This is a genomic window from Streptomyces sp. AgN23, assembly GCF_001598115.1.
Taxonomy (GTDB): Bacteria; Actinomycetota; Actinomycetes; order Streptomycetales; family Streptomycetaceae; genus Streptomyces; species Streptomyces antimycoticus.
On record NZ_CP007153.1, the window covers coordinates 3,062,456 to 3,080,294 of the forward strand.

Annotated in this window: 16 protein-coding genes; 2 read left to right on the forward strand and 14 right to left on the reverse strand. The window is 71.2% G+C overall.

Features of this window, described 5'->3' with window-relative positions; genetic code table 11:
• Positions 1-107: 107 nt before the first annotated feature.
• From AS97_RS13395 to AS97_RS13435, 9 genes are all read right to left on the reverse strand, one after another.
• Positions 108-917 carry a polysaccharide deacetylase family protein gene (locus AS97_RS13395; RefSeq protein ID WP_059144885.1) on the reverse strand — a complete coding sequence of 270 codons (810 nt, stop codon included), beginning with the start codon at positions 915-917 and terminating at the stop codon, positions 108-110.
• Between the two features lie 169 nt (positions 918-1,086).
• Positions 1,087-2,427 carry a sugar ABC transporter substrate-binding protein gene (locus AS97_RS13400; protein ID WP_125760112.1) on the reverse strand — a complete coding sequence of 447 codons (1,341 nt, stop codon included), beginning with the start codon at positions 2,425-2,427 and terminating at the stop codon, positions 1,087-1,089.
• Positions 2,428-2,596: 169 nt separating this feature from the next.
• Positions 2,597-3,451, reverse strand: coding sequence for a PmoA family protein (locus tag AS97_RS13405; protein ID WP_210564942.1), 855 nt, complete (start codon positions 3,449-3,451; stop codon positions 2,597-2,599).
• Positions 3,448-4,662, reverse strand: a complete 1,215-nt coding sequence (locus AS97_RS13410) for a Gfo/Idh/MocA family oxidoreductase (RefSeq protein WP_210564944.1) — start codon at positions 4,660-4,662, stop codon at positions 3,448-3,450. The genes AS97_RS13405 and AS97_RS13410 overlap by 4 nt, the downstream gene beginning before the upstream one ends.
• A gap of 80 nt (positions 4,663-4,742) precedes the next feature.
• Positions 4,743-5,642 carry a carbohydrate ABC transporter permease gene (locus tag AS97_RS13415; RefSeq protein WP_059144888.1) on the reverse strand — a complete coding sequence of 300 codons (900 nt, stop codon included), beginning with the start codon at positions 5,640-5,642 and terminating at the stop codon, positions 4,743-4,745.
• The gene (locus tag AS97_RS13420; protein WP_059144889.1) at positions 5,639-6,565 is read right to left on the reverse strand and encodes a sugar ABC transporter permease; all 927 of its coding nucleotides are present in this window, start codon (positions 6,563-6,565) and stop codon (positions 5,639-5,641) included. Before AS97_RS13420 ends, AS97_RS13415 begins: the two co-directional genes overlap by 4 nt.
• A 117-nt stretch (positions 6,566-6,682) precedes the next feature.
• A complete protein-coding gene (gene araD / locus AS97_RS13425; RefSeq protein WP_086711078.1) occupies positions 6,683-8,443 on the reverse strand; it encodes an L-arabinonate dehydratase in 1,761 nt (586 codons plus the stop codon).
• Between the two features lie 17 nt (positions 8,444-8,460).
• Positions 8,461-9,363: a dihydrodipicolinate synthase family protein gene (locus tag AS97_RS13430; RefSeq protein WP_059144891.1), complete on the reverse strand. Its 903-nt coding sequence runs from the start codon at positions 9,361-9,363 to the stop codon at positions 8,461-8,463.
• Positions 9,364-9,442: 79 nt separating this feature from the next.
• Entirely contained in the window at positions 9,443-10,141 is a 699-nt protein-coding gene (locus tag AS97_RS13435) for a GntR family transcriptional regulator (RefSeq protein WP_059144892.1), read from the reverse strand.
• Positions 10,142-10,336: 195 nt separating this feature from the next.
• Between AS97_RS13435 and AS97_RS13440 the strand changes: the two genes are divergently transcribed.
• Complete coding sequence (locus AS97_RS13440; RefSeq protein ID WP_247204358.1) at positions 10,337-10,948, forward strand: kinase; 612 nt, start codon at positions 10,337-10,339, stop codon at positions 10,946-10,948.
• Here AS97_RS13440 and AS97_RS13445 read toward each other — a convergent pair.
• From AS97_RS13445 to AS97_RS13455, 3 genes are all read right to left on the reverse strand, one after another.
• On the reverse strand, positions 10,899-12,074 hold the full coding sequence (locus AS97_RS13445) for an MFS transporter (RefSeq protein WP_210567208.1): 1,176 nt from the start codon (positions 12,072-12,074) through the stop codon (positions 10,899-10,901). The two genes, AS97_RS13440 and AS97_RS13445, sit on opposite strands and share 50 nt — an antisense overlap.
• Before the next feature lie 212 nt (positions 12,075-12,286).
• A complete protein-coding gene (locus AS97_RS13450) occupies positions 12,287-13,486 on the reverse strand; it encodes a hypothetical protein (protein WP_125762118.1) in 1,200 nt (399 codons plus the stop codon).
• The gene (locus AS97_RS13455) at positions 13,483-14,442 is read right to left on the reverse strand and encodes a 5-dehydro-4-deoxyglucarate dehydratase (protein ID WP_210564946.1); all 960 of its coding nucleotides are present in this window, start codon (positions 14,440-14,442) and stop codon (positions 13,483-13,485) included. Before AS97_RS13455 ends, AS97_RS13450 begins: the two co-directional genes overlap by 4 nt.
• 293 nt (positions 14,443-14,735) lie before the next feature.
• Here AS97_RS13455 and AS97_RS13460 point away from each other — a divergent pair, with 293 nt between their 5' ends.
• Positions 14,736-15,545 carry an NAD(P)-dependent oxidoreductase gene (locus tag AS97_RS13460; protein ID WP_086711474.1) on the forward strand — a complete coding sequence of 270 codons (810 nt, stop codon included), beginning with the start codon at positions 14,736-14,738 and terminating at the stop codon, positions 15,543-15,545.
• A gap of 244 nt (positions 15,546-15,789) precedes the next feature.
• Here AS97_RS13460 and AS97_RS13465 read toward each other — a convergent pair whose 3' ends face one another.
• Together AS97_RS13465 and AS97_RS13470 are read right to left on the reverse strand one after the other, a co-directional pair.
• Positions 15,790-16,347 (reverse strand): cysteine hydrolase, encoded by a 558-nt coding sequence (locus AS97_RS13465; protein ID WP_059144898.1) that lies wholly within the window; start codon positions 16,345-16,347, stop codon positions 15,790-15,792.
• A gap of 2 nt (positions 16,348-16,349) precedes the next feature.
• Positions 16,350-17,831 carry an MFS transporter gene (locus tag AS97_RS13470; protein ID WP_210567209.1) on the reverse strand — a complete coding sequence of 494 codons (1,482 nt, stop codon included), beginning with the start codon at positions 17,829-17,831 and terminating at the stop codon, positions 16,350-16,352.
• Positions 17,832-17,839: the final 8 nt, after the last annotated feature.

Sequence of the window (17,839 nt, forward strand, 5' to 3'; positions counted from 1 at the left end):
ATTCTTAGATTACGAAATTCCGATCGCCTCGCGATAGCTTGCGACAAGACTTGATCGTTTTGTGGCCAAGGATGTTCGGAACCGGAAGGTCCTGTTGGTCTGTTGCCTCATGGGCGATAGACCTTGCCCGGTTCCGGGGCGGCCGGGGCCATCAGCTGGGAGACCGTCACCACCGTATAGCCGTCCTTCTTCAGCTTCGCCAGGATCCCCGGCACCGCCGGCACCGTGCCCTTGTAGATGTCGTGCAGCAGGATGACCCCGTCGCGGTCCGTCTGCTCCAGCACCCGCTTCTCGATCAGCGCGGAGTCGGTCGTCTGGTAGTCCTTCGCCGTCACGCTCCACAGCACCTGCGCCACGCCCAGCTTCCGGCAGATCTTGGAGACCCGCTCGTCGGTACGTCCCTGCGGCGGCCGCATCAGCAGCGGCGTACGGCCGGTGAGCTTCTTGACGGCGCTCTGGACCCGGTTGATCTCCGAGCGGACCTCGTCGTCGTCGCTCTTGGTCAGGATCTTGTGCGACCAGGTGTGGTTGGCCAGCTCATGCCCCTCGTCCGCGATGCGACGCACCAGGTCGGGGTGTTTGTCGATGTGCTTCTTGCCGAGCATGAAGAAGGTCGCGTGGACCTTCTCGCGCTGGAGGATCTTCAGCAGCCGGGGCGTGTTCTCACTGGGGCCCGCGTCGAAGGTGAGGGCGACGCATTTGGCGCGGGAGCAGTCGACCGAGCCGTTCGTCCCGTCGCCCTTCTTCAGCACGTCCGGCTTCGAGGCGGCCGGTGTCGCGTGCCCGGCGTCCTTCAGCGCGCGCTCCCGCGCGCTGCGCGGTGAGGTGGTGTCGTAGGACGCGCCGCAGGCGGTGAGGCCCAGCGTCAGACAGACGGCACTCACGAGCAGTCCGGATATTCGACCTTTTCGCCCCATTGATACCCCCGAAGTTTTTTTGTTGCCAGTAGTGGTCGCATTGCCGCCAACAGGCACACAAATGGGTACTGTTGGCGGCATAACTGTGAGCACTATACACGCGACGTATACATGGGGTTTATAGAGCCCCCGGTCCGGGCCCGTGGAGCGACGTGATGATCGAGCGCGGCTAACCCTGGTGCTTCTGCCAGTCCGCCTGTGCCGCGTTGAGCTCGTCCGCGACCTTGTCGCAGAACGCCTTGGCGGTCATCTTGCCGAGCAGCACCTTCTGGAAGCCGGGCTCGTTGTCGGCCTTGCTGATGTTGTTCCAGTCCGGGAGGTAGTACGGCAGCTGGACGACCTTGGTCCGCGGGTCGTTGAGCGACTCCAGCGCGGCCTTGGTCGGCGGGGCCTCGGCGATCCAGTCGTCGTCCGCGGCGCCGACGTTGGCGGGGATCGCGCCGACGTCCTCGTTCCAGAGGCTGTTCATCTCCGGGGAGGCCGCGAACGCGATGAACTTCCAGGCCGCCGCCTTGTTCTTGCTCGCCTTGAACAGCCCGAGGCCGTCGACCGGGTTGGAGACGATGGTGCGCGGTGCCCCGGTCCGGGAGGGCGGCAGCGGTATGCCCGCGATCTTCTCCTTGCCGAGCAGCCGTACGTGGTCGACATAGCTGCCGAGGTTGTGCTGCAGCATCCCGATGTCGCCCTGGTCGAACTGGGCGACCATCTTGGCGAAGTCGTTGTTGAGGTCCGCGGCGGGGGTGACCTTCTTGAAGAGGGCGATGTACTTCTCGAGCGCCGCGACGTTCCTGGGGTCGTTGAGAGTGGTCCTGTCGCCGTCCCAGAAGGACGCGATGCCGGACTGGGCGTACATCATGTCCAGCGCCTGGGCGATCGAGCCCGCGCCGCCGCGCAGGGTGAAGCCGAACTCGTTCCCGCCCTTGTCGGTCAGCTCGTCGGCGGCCTTGTAGAACCTCTCCCAACTGTCCGGCGCCGGCAGCTTCGCCGCCGCGAAGAGGTCGGTGCGGTACCAGAGGGTGCCCTGGTTGGCGGAGGTCGGGACGGAGTACAGCTCCTGGTCCGCACCGCCGGCCGCGCGGACGCTGTCGACCATGTTCTTGATCAGCTTGCCCTTGAGGGCACTGTCGTCGATGCGGTCCGTCACGGGATCGAGGGCGCCCTGGGCGACCAGATTGGCCAGATACGCGGTGCCCACGCCGCCGACGTCGGGCAGGCTGTCGCCGCCGCTCTGGATGGCGGTGTCGTACTTCGACTGCACATTGGTGATCGGGATCGGGACGTACTTGACCGTGATGTCGGGGTACTTGTCCTCGAACTTGGCGATGATCCGCTTCCAGACATTGGTGCGGGGGCCGCCGTTGTTGTCCCAGAAGGTGATGGTGCCCTTGCCGGAGCCCTCCTCACCGGTGGTCGAGCCGTCGTCGCCGCAGGCGGTGGCGGTGAGTGCGAGGGTCAGCAGGGCGGCCAGCGCGGTTGCGGTGTGGGGTGCTCTGCGGCGCCTGGATTTCACGTGTTCGTCTCCTTGTGGGTTACGTGCGCTTGCGGTTGCTGGTCGTCGAGGGGTGCGCCGTCCGGGCTGGGGGCCGAGGCCGTCTGCGGGTCGGTGTGCCCACCCGCCCCGCCAGGGGGCACCTCCCAGCGGTAGCTGGGGCACGGGACGATTGCCCACGACCTGCGACTCATACGGCCGCGCCCCTGTCGGAGAGTTGGGCTGCCAGGCGGGCCGCGGTTTCGGGGGTCGAGCGGCCGTCGGTTATCGCGGTGACGATGCGTCGGGTGACCGTGTCCGCCGGGGCCAGGGGCAGCGGGCGATCCGAGGCGAGGGCCGAGCCGACGCCCGGGTGTTCCCCGGTGCGCACCCACCACGGGTCGGCCCGGGTGTCGCCGGTCGCGCCGGCGAAGACCAGCGTCCACTCGTCGGTGGCCAGTGCCAGCCAGTCCGCGGGCCGTCCGTGCACCGCCGCCGCGCCCTCGCCCTCGGCGCTGAAGACCTGCGCGGGCTCGGGGCGCCGCGGGACACGCCAGAAGAAGCCGCCTCCATGGCCCGCCCCGCCGAGGGCGAGCTCCTGGCCCGTCACATTGGTGAGGGCGGAGGTGAAGTCCAGCGCCCAGCACGCCGTTCCCAGGGACCGTACGGCCACCGTGCGGCGCTCCAGCAGCAGTCGCCGCCCGCCGGCCGCCCACGACAGCTCCTCCACGAACCCGTCGGGGTCGCGCAGCAGCCAGCTGAGATGGCGCTGGCTCCCCTGGTGGTCCAGGCTCCCCCGGCCGCCCCGGAAGTCGTGTCCCGCCACCTCCGGGATGGCCATGGACACCCCCAGGTGGGCCGGATCCTCGGCCGGCCGCAGCCCGGTGACGGTGACGCCGCCGAGGGTGCGCACAGGGTGCAGATACGGCCGCGGCGCGACCGTGCCGGGCAGTCGGGGGCGGTGCGCATACGACCCGACGACCCGGTTCTCATGGCGCAGCACGGTGCCGGGGGGACGGCGGGTGAGGGAGGGGGTCAGCGGGTTCGAGGGGGTCGGGGGTGTCATGGGTGCGGGACCTCCGCGGGGCGTGCGGCCCAGGGGGCGCGCAGTTCCGAGTACAGGGCGAGGCGCTCGGCGCCGGCGGTGACCAGTCGGTCGATGCCGGTCACCACACGCCGGTTGGCGGCTCGCGAGGTGACGCCCGCACCGGGCTCGGTGCGCCAGGCGTCGGCGGGCAGCGGGACCGGGGCGGGGGCGGTGCGGACCGCCTCGACGACGCGCATGAACGCGCCCGTGCGGTCCGGTGGGGCGAGCAGTTCGGTGCCGTCGCGCAGATGCGATACGAGGTTGTCCAGCAGATCGGTGCGCGCGTGGTCGGTGGTCTCGGGCGGCGCTCCGTCGCGTTCGACGCGGACCCGGTCCAGCTTGTACCAGAAGGTGATCCGGCCCCGGTCGCCGTGGACGACGACATACGGTTCACCGGGCTCCTCCGCGCACAGGGTGACGGCGGCGGCGACGGTGGTGCCGCGGCTGGTGCGGATCCGTACGCAGGAGGTGTCGTCGGACTCGATGGCGTTGGCCCGGTACAGCTCCAGCTCGATAACGGCCACGTCCTCGGCCCGGTCGGCGCCGGCGAGGTGCAGGGCGGTGGCGACGGCGTGGGCGAGGGGGTTGGTGAGGACGCCGTCGACGACGTCGCGGCCGTCGAGGGTGCGGTGTCCGGCCCAGGGGGCGCGGGCGTAGTAGTCCTCGTCGCGGACCCACGCCCCGGCCGCGCCGATGCCGCGGATCGCCCCTATGCGGCCGTCGGCGACGAGGTTCCGGATGGCGGGCAGGGCGTGGGAGCCGTGCGACTGGAAGCCGATCTGGCAGGCGGTTCCGTAGCCGCGCAGTCCTTCGCTCATCCGGGCGAATTCGGCGTACGAGGGGGTGGGCGGCTTCTCCAGCAGAAGGTGCGCACCGCGTTCGGCGGCGGCGAGGGCGAGATCGGCGTGGGTGTGGATCGGGGTGCAGATGACGGCGATCCGGGCGCCGGTCCGGGCCACGAGTCCGGCCAGGTCGCCGGACTGCTCGGGCGCGCCGAGCCCGTCGCCCAGCTCCTTACGGGTGAGCGGCCGAAGTTCGCACACCCCGGCGAGCCGGACCGTCCCCTCGGCGGCCAGTCGGCGGATGTTGTCCAGATGCCAGCGCCCATGCCCTCGGGCGCCCGCGAGGACGACGGGTATCGGTTCCTCGGCCGGGGCTTCCCCTCGTCCCCGGGGGTGCGCCATGCCCATGCTCGGACCTCCTTGTCCGCATACGTTGTGCCGCCGCATACGTTGTGCCGCCGCATACGTTGTGCCGCCGGCCGTTTCGGTCAGCCCTTGACCGCGCCCGCGCTGAAGCCGGTGATCAGCCATTTCTGGATGAAGGCGAAGACGATGACGACGGGCACCGCGGCGATCACCCCGCCCGCCGCGAGCGCGCCCAGGTCGACGCTGTCCGCGCCGATGAGGGTGTTGAGGCCGACCGGAATGGTCTGTTTGTCCTGGGAGCTGAGGAACATCAGCGCGAACAGGAAGTGGTTCCAGCTGTGCACGAAGGCGAAGGAGCCGACCGCGATCAGCCCGGGGCGCAGCAGCGGCAGCACCACCGCGCAGAAGGCCCGGAAGCGGCCGCAGCCGTCGACCCACGCCTGTTCCTCGAGCGACACCGGCACGTTCTTGATGAAGCCGCTGATGAGGATGATCGACAGGGGGAGTTGGAACACCGTCTCCGCGATGACCACGCTCCCCAGCGAGTTGATCATCTGCAGGTTCTTGAAGATCTCGAAGAGCGGCACCAGCATCAGCGCGCCCGGGATGAACTGCGAGGCCAGCAGCGCCAGCATGAAGCCCTTTTTGATCCGGAAGTCGAAGCGCGCGAGGGCATAGCCGCCGGCCAGCGCGACCGCCGTCGTCATCACCAGCGAGGCGACGCCGACGATCATGCTGTTCTGGAAGAAGATCCCGAAGCTGCGCTCGTTCCACACCTTCTGGAAGTGCTCACCGGTGATCGGCCAGGGCACCAGCGCGTTCGAGCCCGCGGGGCGCAGCGCGAACAGCAGCATCCAGTAGAAGGGGACGAGGGTGAACAGCAGATACAGGCACAGCGGCAGATAGATCTGCCAGCGCGGTACGCCCTGGTCGAGCCCGCGCCGGCGCCTCCCGCGGGCGGCGGGCGGCGGGGTGGCCGCGGGGGCGGGCCGGGTGCCCTGCTCGGCGAGTGCGGCGGTCACTTGGCGTCGCCTCCGAACTTGCTCAGGCGCAGATAGAGGATCGAGCAGAAGAGGAGGATCACGAAGGCGACGGTGGTCAGCGCGGAGGCGTAGCCGAAGTCATGGCCGTTGATCCCGGTGTTGGCGACGTACAGCGGAAGGGTGGTGGTCTGCCCGGCCGGTCCGCCGCCGGTGAGGGTGTAGAGCAGATCGACGTTGTTGAACTCCCAGACACCGCGCAGCAGCGTGGAGAGGATGATCGCGTCCTTCAGATGCGGCAGGGTGATGTGGAAGAACCGCCGCGCCCGGCCCGCTCCGTCGACCGAGGCCGCCTCGTAGAGGTCCTGGGGGATGGACTGGAGATCGGCGAGGATGAGGATCGCGAAGAACGGGACGCCGCGCCAGAGTTCGGCGACGACGGCGGCCCAGAAGACGGTGCCGGTGTCGGAGAGTACCGAGGTGCCGTAGCTGCCGATCCCGGCGTCCGCGAGATAGCGGCTGATGCCGGTCGAGGGGTTGTAGAGCAGCATCCAGATGGTGGTGGTCAGTACCCCGGACACGGCCCAGGGCGAGAAGACCAGGGCGCGGGCGAGGCCGCGCCCGAGGAAGGTCTGGTGGACCAGCAGGGCGAGCGCGAGGCCGAGCAGGAGCTGCAGCAGCACCTCGGTGACGACCCACTTGCCGCTGAAGACGAGCGTGTCCCAGAACTGCGGGTCGTCGGTGAGGATCCGGGTGAAGTTGTCGAAGCCCGCGTAGCCGTTCCGCCAGGGCTTGGTGACGTTGTAGTTCCGCAGGCTGTAGTAGAGGACGCTGAGCATCGGATAGGCGATGAAGCCCAGCATCAGCAGCCCGGCGGGGGCGATCAGCAGATACGGGAGGCGGCGGGCCGGTCCTCCGGTACGGCGCCGGGTGACCCGGGGCGGTTTCGCCACGGCGTCGGCCATGACTGCTTCTCCGTTCTCGGAGTCGACGGGGTACGGGTCGGTGAAGCGCTTCCGTGAAGCGCTTACCGAATGTCGTTCGGCATCTCGTACAAGAAAATTCGGCGCCGAAGAGGAGGCTCAGCCCGCGTAGGGTTCGGGCACCGCCCCGGGGCGGGCCAGGAAGCGGAAGTCGCAGCCGGTGTCGGCCTGGGTCATCTGCTCCTGGTAGAGCGCGCCGTAGCCGCGCTCGTAGCGGGGCGGCGGGGCCGTCCACCGCGCCCGGCGCCGCGCCAGTTCGGCGTCGTCCACCTCCAGCCGCAGCACCCGCGCCGCCACGTCGAGGGTGATCTGATCGCCGTCGCGGACGAGCGCGAGCGGGCCGCCCACATACGACTCGGGCGCGATGTGCAGCACACAGGCCCCGTAACTGGTGCCGCTCATCCGGGCGTCGGAGATCCGCACCATGTCCCGCACCCCCCGCTTGAGCAGATGGTCGGGGATCGGCAGCATCCCGTACTCGGGCATGCCGGGGCCGCCGAGCGGACCGGCGTTGCGCAGCACCAGCACACTGTCCTCGGTGATGCCGAGGGCGGGGTCGTTGATGGTGGCCTGCATCGTCCGGTAGTCGTCGAAGACCACGGCGGGGCCGGTGTGCTTGAGCAGCCGGGGCTCGGCCGCGATGTGCTTGATGACCGCGCCGTCGGGGCACAGATTGCCGCGCAGCACCGCCACTCCGCCCTCCCCGGCCAGCGGGTGGTCGCGGGGCCGAATCACCTCGGGGTTGTGCACCAGGGCGCCGTCGAGCTGTTCGCGCAGTGTGGGGTGGGCGACGGTGGGGCGGTCCAGGTGCAGGACGTCCGTCAGCCGGGAGAGGAAGCCCGGGAGCCCGCCGGCGAAGTGGAAGTCCTCCATCAGATACCGGCCGCCGGGCCGCAGATCGGCGAGCACGGGGACGGTACGGGCGATGCGGTCGAAGTCGTCGAGGGTGAGCCGCACCCCGGACCGGCCCGCCATGGCGATCAGATGGATCACCGCGTTGGTGGAGCCGCCGAGGGCGAGCACGGTCGCGACCGCGTCCTCGTACGCCTCCCGGGTGAGGATCTCCGAGGGCCTGAGGTCCTGCCAGACCAGCTCGACCACGCGTAACCCGGAGGCGGCGGCCATCCGGTCGTGCCCGGAGTCGACGGCCGGGATGGACGAGGCGCCGGGCACGGTCACACCCAGCGCCTCGGCGGCGGCCGTCAGCGTGGAGGCGGTGCCCATCGTCATGCAGTGGCCGGGCGAACGGGCCAGCCCCCGCTCCAGCTCGGACAGCTCGCAGTCGCCGATCAGCCCGGCCCGCTTGTCGTCCCAGTACTTCCACATGTCGGTGCCCGAGCCCAGCACCTCATTGCGCCAGTGCCCCGGCAGCATCGGCCCGGCCGGGACGAAGACCGCCGGAAGGTCGGCGCTGGCCGCGCCCATCAGCAGCGCCGGGGTGGACTTGTCGCAGCCGCCCAGCAGCACGGCGCCGTCGACCGGATAGGAGCGGCAGAGCTCCTCGGTCTCCATGGCGAGGAGGTTGCGGTAGAGCATGGGGGTGGGTTTCTGGAAGGTCTCGGAGAGCGTGGAGACCGGGAATTCCAGGGGGAAGCCGCCCGCCTGCCAGACCCCGCGCTTGACCGCCTGGGCGCGGTCGCGCAGGTGCACATGGCAGGGGTTGATATCGCTCCAGGTGTTGAGGATCGCGATGACCGGCTTGCCCAGGTGCTCCTCGGGGAGATAGCCGAGCTGGCGGGTGCGGGCCCGGTGGCTGAAGGAGCGCAGGCCCTCGGTGCCGTACCACTGGTGGCTGCGCAGCTCCTCGGGGCGCTTGCGCGGTCTCGGCGGGGTGCCCCCATCGATGGGACGGGCGCTCATGCCGACTCGCGGGGCACTCATACCGACCACCCCTCGACGATCGCGGCGACTTCCGCGCGCCTCGGCTCGGGCAGCGGCTTGCTCGGGGCACGGACATCGCGGCGACACAGACCCATCGCGGCCAGTGCTTCCTTGACGACCGTGACGTTGTTGGCGGACTGCCGCTCGGCTCTGAGGTCCTCGAACCGCCGGATCTGTTCCCACACCTTCATCGCGCCCGGATAGTCCCCCGCGCGCAGCGCGCCCAGCATGTTGAGCGAGACGTTGGGGGCCACGTTGACCAGGCCCGAGGTGAAGCCGGTGGCGCCGACCGCCCAGTACGAGGGCGCGTACAGCTCGGCGAGCCCGGCGACCCAGACGAACCGGTCCAGCCCGGCGTCGCGCGCCACGGCGGCGAAGCGGGTGGCGTCGTGGACCGCGTACTTGACCCCGATGACCTGGGGGCACTCCTCGCCGAGCCGGGCAATGGCCGCGCCCTCGATGAGCGGATTGCGTAGATACGGCACCACGCCCAGTTCGGGGACGGCCTCGGCGATGGTGCGGTGGTAGTCGATCCAGCCGTCCTGGGCGACGTAGGGATGCACCGGCTGATGGACCATCACCATGTCGGCCCCGGCCGCGCGGGCATGGCGGGCGGCCTCGACCGCGGTGGCCGCGTCATGGCCGACGCCGACGAGAACGGCGGCCCGGCCGGCGGCCTCCTCGACGGTCAACTCGGTGACCAGCCGCCGCTCTTCGAGGGTGAGGGCGTAGAACTCCCCGGTGTTGCCGTTCGGGGTGACGGTCTTGACCCCGCCGTCGAGGAGCCGGCGCAGCAGGGCGCGATAGGCGGCGCGGTCCACGGCGCCGTCGGCGTCGTACGGAGTCACCGGGATCGCCACGACATCCGCGAGCGCCGTCCTCAGCGGTGAGTAGTCCATACGAACCCTTTCTCTCGATGTTCGGCATCGGGTGAGCTGTTCGGATGGTGCTGGGGTCGGCGACCGGAGCCGCCGGGCGCTACTCCCGGACCGGGGACTCCCCGCCGGGGGACTCCCCGCCCGGAGACTCCCGATCCGGAGACTCCCGATCCGGGAAGGCGCGCCGGACGAAGGAGGCGATGTGGTCGTGCAGGGCGCGGCCCGCCCCGTCGGCGTCGCCGTCGAGCGCGCGGGCCAGGATCTCCCGGTGCTCAAGCGCCTCCTGCTCCCAGGAGGGCACCGCCTGCCAGGCGACGGCGGACACCAGCGCGGCCTGGTCCCGCAGTTCGTCGAGCATCCGGGTCAGCAGGGGGTTGCCGCAGGGCAGATAGAGCGCCCGGTGGAAGTCGCGGTTGGCCAGCGACCGCCCGGCCGGATCGTCGGCCGCGTCCGACCGCTCCAGCGCGGCACCGGCGGCCTCCAGCCCGGCCCGCGCGGTGACGGTCCGGCGCAGCGCCTCGGGCTCCAGGAGCAGCCGCACATCGTAGACGGCGTGCGCCATCGCGGTGTCGACGGTCCTGACGGTGGCCCCCTTGTACTCGCTCATCACCACGAGCCCCCGCCCCGCGAGAGTCTTGAGCGCCTCCCTCACGGGCGTCTTGGAGACCCCGAACTGCGCGGCCAACTCGGCTTCCACCAGCGCCTGTCCGGGACGCAGCCGCCCGGTGAGGATCGCGTGCTTGACCGCCTCCTGCACGTACTGGGTGCGGGAGGGGATCGGGCTCGGGGCGATGTCCATGGCTGCTCTCAGATCTCACATAGCGCGTCTCATATATGACGTATGAAGTACGACGCGATGAAGTTAGGGCGGTCCCAGGGGTTCGTCAACGGTTCCGGCAGAAATTCGCACACGGCGGGCAATCGCCCGCACACGCCCCGCGACTCGCCGCCGACGCCGACGCGCCGACGCGCCGACGCCGCTAGCGTGGCCCGGATGAGGGTGGGTTCCGCGACGACGCGGCTGATCGTGCTGCGCGGCAACTCCGCGTCCGGCAAGTCCTCCGTCGCCGCCGGGCTGCGCGCCCGCTACGGACGCGGCCTCGCGCTGGTGGGCCAGGACAATCTGCGCCGGGTCGTGCTGCGGGAGCGGGACACCCCGGAGGCGGCGAACATCGGCCTCATCGACACCGTGGCCCGCTATGCCCTCGACCACGGCTTCCACGTCGTCGTCGAGGGCATCCTCTGCGCCGCGCACTACGGCCCGATGCTGGACGCCCTGTGCCACGACCACCTGGGCCGTACCCACGGCTACTACCTCGACGTCCCGTTCGCCGAGACGCTGCGGCGGCATGCCACGAAGCCGCAGGCGGACGAGTACGGCGAGCCGGAGATGCGCGGCTGGTACCGGCCGCTTGACCTGCTGCCGGGCGGGGGCGAGACGGTGATCCCGGCGACGAGCGCGCTGGCCGAGACGGTGGAACGGGTGATGCGGGACGCGGGGTGGGCGGCGCCGCCGGAGACCGACGGCGCCGAGGTCCGAGGACCGTCTGCCGCCCCTAGGCCCGCTCGGGCGCCTCGGCTTCCGCCGGGTGAGGGCGGCCGGTGAGGGCTTCGGGGAGGGCGGGCTCGTGCAGGGTGCGCAGGAGCAGCCGGCCGAGGGCGGGGAGGGCGATCAGGGGGGCGAGGGCGGTGCGCAGGGTCGTGGCGTCGGCGAGGGCGCCGATGAGGGGGCTCGCGAGGCCGCCGACGCTGACGGTGAGCCCCAGGGTGACGCCGCTCGCGGTGCCCACGCGGCGGGGCAGATAGTCCTGGCCGAGCGTGATGTGCAGGGAGAAGGGCACGTACAGCCCGGCCGAGGCGAGCGCCACACAGAGGTAGAGCGCCGGGCCGGGAACGAGGACGACGCCCGCGACGGCGAGGACGGTCAGGGCGTACGACCACTGGACGACCGGGATACGGCCGTAGCGGGCGGCGAGTCCGCCCCCGGCCACCGTGCCCGCCGCGCCGCCGGCGTAGAGCACGAACAGGGCGGCCGTGCCGGTCAGTTCGCCCCCGCCGATGCGCTCGCGCACATACAGCGAGATGAACGCGCTCAGCCCGACGAAGACGATCGAGCGGCACACGATGGCCCCGGACAACCGGAGGAAGGAGGGCCAGTCGTCCCTTCCCTCTCCCCCACGGCCGGCCCGCGCGGCCCCGATTGCCGCGCCCGGGGCCCTGAGCGCCCGTAGCGTGGCCGCGCACAGGGCGGCTCCGGCGACGGCGGGGACGGCCAGCAGCGGGGAGGCGCGCAGACCGCCGGTGGCGATGACGGCGGCGACCGCGAGCGGTGCGGCGGCGAAGCCGATGTTGCCGCCGAGGGAGAACCAGCTCATCGCGGTGTGGCTGCCCCGGCCAGCGAGCCGGGCCACCCGGGCGGCCTCGGGGTGGTACGCGGCGACGCCGATACCGGAGACGGCGACCACCGCCAGGGTCAGCGCGTAGGAGCCGGTGACTCCGCTCAGCGCCACGCCCGCACCGCCCACCAGCGCGCTCACCGGCAGCAGCCACGGCATGGCCCACCGGTCGGTGAGCGCCCCGAACAGCGGCTGCACCACGGACGACAGCAGCGAGGCCGCCAGCACGACACCGGAGGCGGCGGCGTAGCTGTAGGCCCGCTCGGAAACGAAGAACGGCACCAGCGCGGCCACCGCTCCCTGGTAGATGTCCACGCAGGCGTGGCCCAGGGACATCAGCGTGATGGCTCTGCGGTGTGGGGTGGTCCGTCGCGTCGACACCCTTCGATCGTGGCGGTGCCAGCGGGTCTCGCGCTTCCGATAATCCGCCGACCCGTCCCGGAAACCCGCCACCTGGGCGGGCACCGGGCCGGGTCACAGCTCAGCTCGGTTCAGTGCTCGGTTCAGTGCTCGGTTCAGGGCAGCTCGGGCCCCGGCTCAGCCCCGGCTCAGCTCAGCTCGGCAAGCGCCGTGCGGACGGCCGCGAGGTCCTGGTCCGAGGCCAGACCCGCGTGATACAGGCGGAGTTCGTCGGCGCCCAGCTCCACCGCGTGGGCCGCGTCCTGGGCCAACGTCCCCGGGCTGCCGCCCATCCCCGCCACCACCGTGAAGTTGGCGGCGAGCACGGTCCGTTCGGTCCGGTGCGGGACGAATGGCGGCAGGACCGCGGAGCGCGCTGCCTCGCCCCCTGCGCAGGGCAGCACGACCCCGTCGGCCTGGGCCAGCACATCGGCCGGGTCCACGCCGACGTTGGCGCCGAGCCGGTGCGGGGCCGGGTCGGCGTGCAGCAGAACCCGGAAGTCCGCTTCCGCCGCGCTCCTTACGGCGGCCACGGCCTCACCCCGCAGACTGCTGGCGACCCGGTTGCGCCAGGTCGCGAAGACGGCGGCGTGGTCGGCACCGAGCAGCTTCTCGACCTCGGCCCACTCCCCCGCGCGGTCACCGCCGTCCGCGGTCGTCTCGCCCGTCCACACCGGCCGCAGGGCGCGCACGACCGCCTGGCGCAGTTCCTCGGCGTCGGCCCCGAGTTCCGCATAGCCCGCGCCGCAGCTCTCGCAGAAACACAGGGACATCAGATACTGGCCGGCGCCGCCCAGCGGCACCCCGCCGATCTTGTCGTGGGCGTGCAGATGGGCCAGCCCGTACCAACCGCAGGACTCCAGCTCGGTGCCGCGGGTGCCCGGCCGTACGGCCGCCTCGGCGGCCAGGTCCACCAGATAGGCGCGCACCTCGGGGCGGGCGATGCACGGCGCCCACGGGTAGCGGTCGCCATAGGCGTTGCGTACGGAGATCCGCGGATGCTCCTCGCCCAGCCGGGTGTTGTGCGCGAGCACCACCCAGGCGTGGACCTCGAGACCGGCGTCGGCCAGCGCGGCTGCCGCCTCACCGTACGGGTCGTCGCCCGGCACCCACGACTGCTCGTACGGGCGCAGCTCGCGCCCCTGCCAGCGCTCGGCGTCCGGCGGGTAGAGCACGGCCGCGTGGCGGGCGGTGACGATGCGGTGGTCGGGGTGGCGCGGGGTGAGGGCCCGGGTGGAGTGGTAGGCGGAGGCCAGCGTCACCTGCTGGACGCCGAGATCGGCGATGCGGCGCGCGGCGTCCGGGTCTTTGACGACGTCCCAGGGGTAGACGAAGGCGGAGGCCCTCACCGCACCGCCCCGTCCCCGTCCCCGTCCCCGTCCCCGACCAGCGCCATGCCCCGCTCGATCAGGTCGGCCAGCTCCTTGACATGGGCGGGGCTGGGCTCGCTCAGCGGCGGGCGCACCTCGCCCACGTCCAGCCCGCGCAGCCGGACGCCCGCCTTGACCAGCGACACCGCATAGCCGCGGCCCTGGTTGCGGAGCTCGACCAGCGGTCGGTAGAAGCCGTCGAGCAGCTTGTTGACGGTCTCGTCGTCGCCCGTCATGAGCGCCTTGTGGAAGGCGAGGGCGAGCTCGGGAACGAAGCAGAAGACGGCGGAGGAGTAGAGCGTCACGCCGATGCCGCGGTAGGCGAGGCCGGTCAGCTCGGCCGTCGGCAGCCCGTTGAAGTAGCGGAAACCCTCGTCGGGGGCGCCCGCCCGCACCGCGCTGACGATGCGCTGCATCAGGTCGAGGTCGCCGAGGCCGTCCTTGAGGCCGATGATGCCGGGCACCTTGGCGAGCCGGACCACGGACTCGGGGGCCAGCACGGCGTTGTCCCGCTGATACACGATGATGTCGAGGTCGGTCGCGCCGGCGAGGGCGCTGTAGTGGCGGATCAGCCCCTCCTGATCGGCCACGACCAGATACGGCGGCATGGCGAGCAGCCCGTCCGCACCGGCTCGCTCGGCCAGCTTGGCGTACTGGATCGCCAGCGCGGTCCCGTACCCGGCGCCCGCGACCACCGGGACCCGCCCGGCGGTCTCCTCCACGGCGGCCACGACGCAGTCGTGGAACTCCTCGGGCGTCAGGGCGTGGAACTCGCCCGTGCCGCAGCACGCGAAGACGGCGCCCGCCCCCGCTTCGATCCCGGCGCGGATATGCGCGCGGTAGATCTCCAGGTCCAGGGCGCCATCGGGACCGTAGGCGGTCACGGGGAAGAACAGCAGTCCGTCAAGGCGCTCGGCGAGTGAAGCTGAGGTCACGGGGCTTCTCCCTGTCGTGTACACCGACCCGCCGTCACCCACCGACGCAGTGTGCACGTTTCTGATTGTCATCTACATTCGTGAACACGCTCACCGTAAGGCAGCCATCGGTCACCGGTCAAGGGCGCCAACGGGGTGACACCCCTCACCCGGCAGTGAATTCCGCGGCGTCACCCCACCCTTGACGACTCCTGCGCCGATCCTTACGGTGGCCATGCATCTGAATCGCATACATGAATAAAAACCACATATAAAAACCCCATATGTGATTCCCCCACGGAGGAGATCCGCCCATGCCCGCTCCCCGCACCGTCCTCCTCACCGGCGCCGCAGGCGGCATGGGCACATTGATGCGCGAGCTGCTGCCGCCGTACGGATACCAGCTGCGGCTCCTCGACCAGCTCCCCATCGAGGGCGAGCCGGACGCGATCACCGCGGATCTGTCCGACCGGGACGCGCTGCGCGAGGCCGCGCGGGGCGTCGATGCGATCATCCATCTCGCGGGCATCTCCCTGGAAGCCTCATTCGAGAAGATCCTGCGGGCCAACATCGAGGGCACGTACAACCTGTACGAGGCGGCCCGCGAGGCGGGCGTCCGCCGCGTCGTCTTCGCCTCCAGCAACCACGCCGTGGGCTTCACCCCGCGTCCGGTCGGTGACGACCCGCTCATCCCGCTCGACACCCCGCGCCGCCCCGACACCTTCTACGGGCTGTCGAAGTCGTTCGGTGAGGACCTGGCCTCGTTCTACTGGGACAAGTACGGCATCGAGACGGTCGCCATCCGCATCGGCTCCTGCTTTCCCGAGCCGACGACGGTCCGCATGCTGTCGATCTGGATGAGCCCGGCGGACGGCGCCCGGCTGCTCCACGCCGCCCTTACGGCGGAGAACGTGGGCTACGCCGCGGTCTACGGCAGCTCGGCCAACACCCGCCTGTGGTGGGACCTCTCCTCGGCCCGCGCCCTGGGGTACGAGCCCCAGGACGACTCCGAGCCGTACGCCGCGAAGCTGATCGCCGAACAGGGCGAGCTGGAGCCGGGCAACCCCGACCACGAGAACCTCGGCGGCGCGTTCTGCACCAACCCACCGATCTGGCCGCGTTGAGGGTTTCTGGTGCCGCGTTGAGGGTTTCGGGCCGGCCCGTGTGCGTAGGGGTGCCGCTTACCGAGGCCAGGTGGCCGGCTCCCGCCCTCACCGGCCCGCCGCCCGGCGACGAGGGCCGGACCGGGCACCCCCTGCGCCGAAGGCGCGAAACGGCGCCGCACCCGGCCGAACGGCCCAGCCCGAGCTGCCCAGCCCGAGCAGCTCAACCCGGGTTGCTCAGCCCGAGCAGCTCAACCCGGGTTGCTCAGCCCACCGCCTTGGCCCACTCCTCCACCGTCGTGACCTCCGCCTGCCGGGGGAACACCTTCTCGGTGAGCACCCGGTGGACCTCCTCGTCGGAGTCGGCGCAGCCGTCGGCCAGCACGGTGAGCCGGTAGTCCAGGTCGGCGGCCTGGCGCAGCGTGGACAGGACGACACCGCTGGTCGCGATCCCGGCCAGGACGAGGTGGGAGATACCGCCGGAACGCAGCACCAGCTCCAGGTCGCTTCCGGCGAACGCGCTGACCCGCTTCTTGGTGATCACGGCCTCGTCGGGCCGGGGCGCGACATCGGAGTGGATGGCCGCGTTCGGGTCCCCAGGGCGGAACACGCCCTCGGGCAGGCCGCCGAACGCCTTGTTGCGGTCGGAGATGTCGGAACGACCGGACCGGAAGCCCACCACGACGTGCAGAACCGGAATCCCGGCGGTGCGGGCGGCGTCGATCGCGCGGCGCACGCGCGGCAGGTAGTCCTCGTCCTGGATGTGGCTCACCATGGCCGCCTGGAGGTCCATCGCGAGCAGAGCGGTGTGGTGCGTGGTCATGTTCATCGAGCCTTTCGCTGTTGGGGTTCGTGCGGAGAAGAGGAGTCGGACGGGGGATCGGACGAGTCACCGTCGGGACCGATGCGCCCCAGCGAGCGGTCCACGACCGTCACCGTCAGGAACAGACCGGCGACGGCGAGCATGAACCAGGCCAGGCCGTGCAGCCCGCCGGTGTCGGCGCGGGCACCGAAGAAAGCCCCGTTGGCGCTGGAGGCGACCATCGCCCCGAGGTAGAAGAACGTACGGAGCAACCCCGCCGAGGAGCCCATCCGTTCCGGATCGGCCTGGTGGTACACCGCGTTCTGCAAGGCGAGGTTGTTCAGCCCCTGCGGTACGCCGAAGACGAGCGCGACCGCGATCAGCAACCACACCGCACTGTGCGGCTGGAGCTGGAGCAGCAGGCCGCACGCGACGAGCTGCGCCACGCCGCCCACCAGCAGCTTGCCGCGCACGGCGGCACGGCGGCCGGTCACGGAGGAGACCGCGATACCGGTCAGGAAGAGCGGCAGTTGGGCCAGCCCCGCCTGGGAGGCCGTCAGCCCCCGGCCGTCCTGGAGCCACTGGGTATAGCCGTACAGAAAGACGTAGGAGACGACGGCGGTGAGGACGGCACGGCCGTAAGTGAGCAGCAGGGGCGCGTTGCCGCCGAACACCCGCAGATCGATGAACGGCTCGGCCGCCCGCAGCTCCCGCACCGCGAACCCGGCCGCCGCCAGTGCCATCAGGACGGGCAGGTACCAGCGGTCGGCCCGGGGCGCCATCAGGAACAGCAGCAGCGGGACGAGCATGGCGGCGAAGAGCGCCATACCGGGCAGGTCCAGCCGGACGCGCTCGCCGCCGCGTTCCGCCGGGGGCCCTTCCTTCGGCAGCCGCCGGGCGCCGAGGATCAGACCGGCCACCGCGAGGGGGATGTTGACGGCGAACGTGGTGCGCCAGCCGCCGAGCCCGATCAGCAGCCCGCCCAGGGGCGGGCCGACGACGGCGACGGTCTGGTTGGCCACCGCGAGCGCCGCGAGGATTCCGGCGGGGCTGTCCCGGCCGGTCCGCCGGGCCTCGCTGCGGATGAGGTACATCGAGGCCGGATAGCCCGCACAGGTGCCGAATCCGAGCACCACGCGGGAGACGATCAGCATGCCCAGGTTCGGGGCCAGCAGCCCGATCAGCCCGGCGATCCCGGTCAGCGTCGTCCCGAGGAGGAAGAGGCGGCGCGGTCCGTAGAGGTCGATCATCCGGCCCACGACCGGCTGACCTATCGCGGTGGCCAGGTAGAGCGCGGACACCAGCCAGGCCGTCCGCGACGGCGGCGCCCCGAACGCGGCGCCGATCGGCACCAACGACACCGAGATGATTGAGGAGTTGACCGGGTTCAGCACCGAACCCAGCATCATCGGGGCCAAGAGCCTCCGGTCGAAGGCGCTCCCCTTGTCCGCGTCCGCCTTGTCGGCAGCCGGCTTGTCCGCGTCCGCCGTGGTCCGTCGCCGCATGAGGCGGG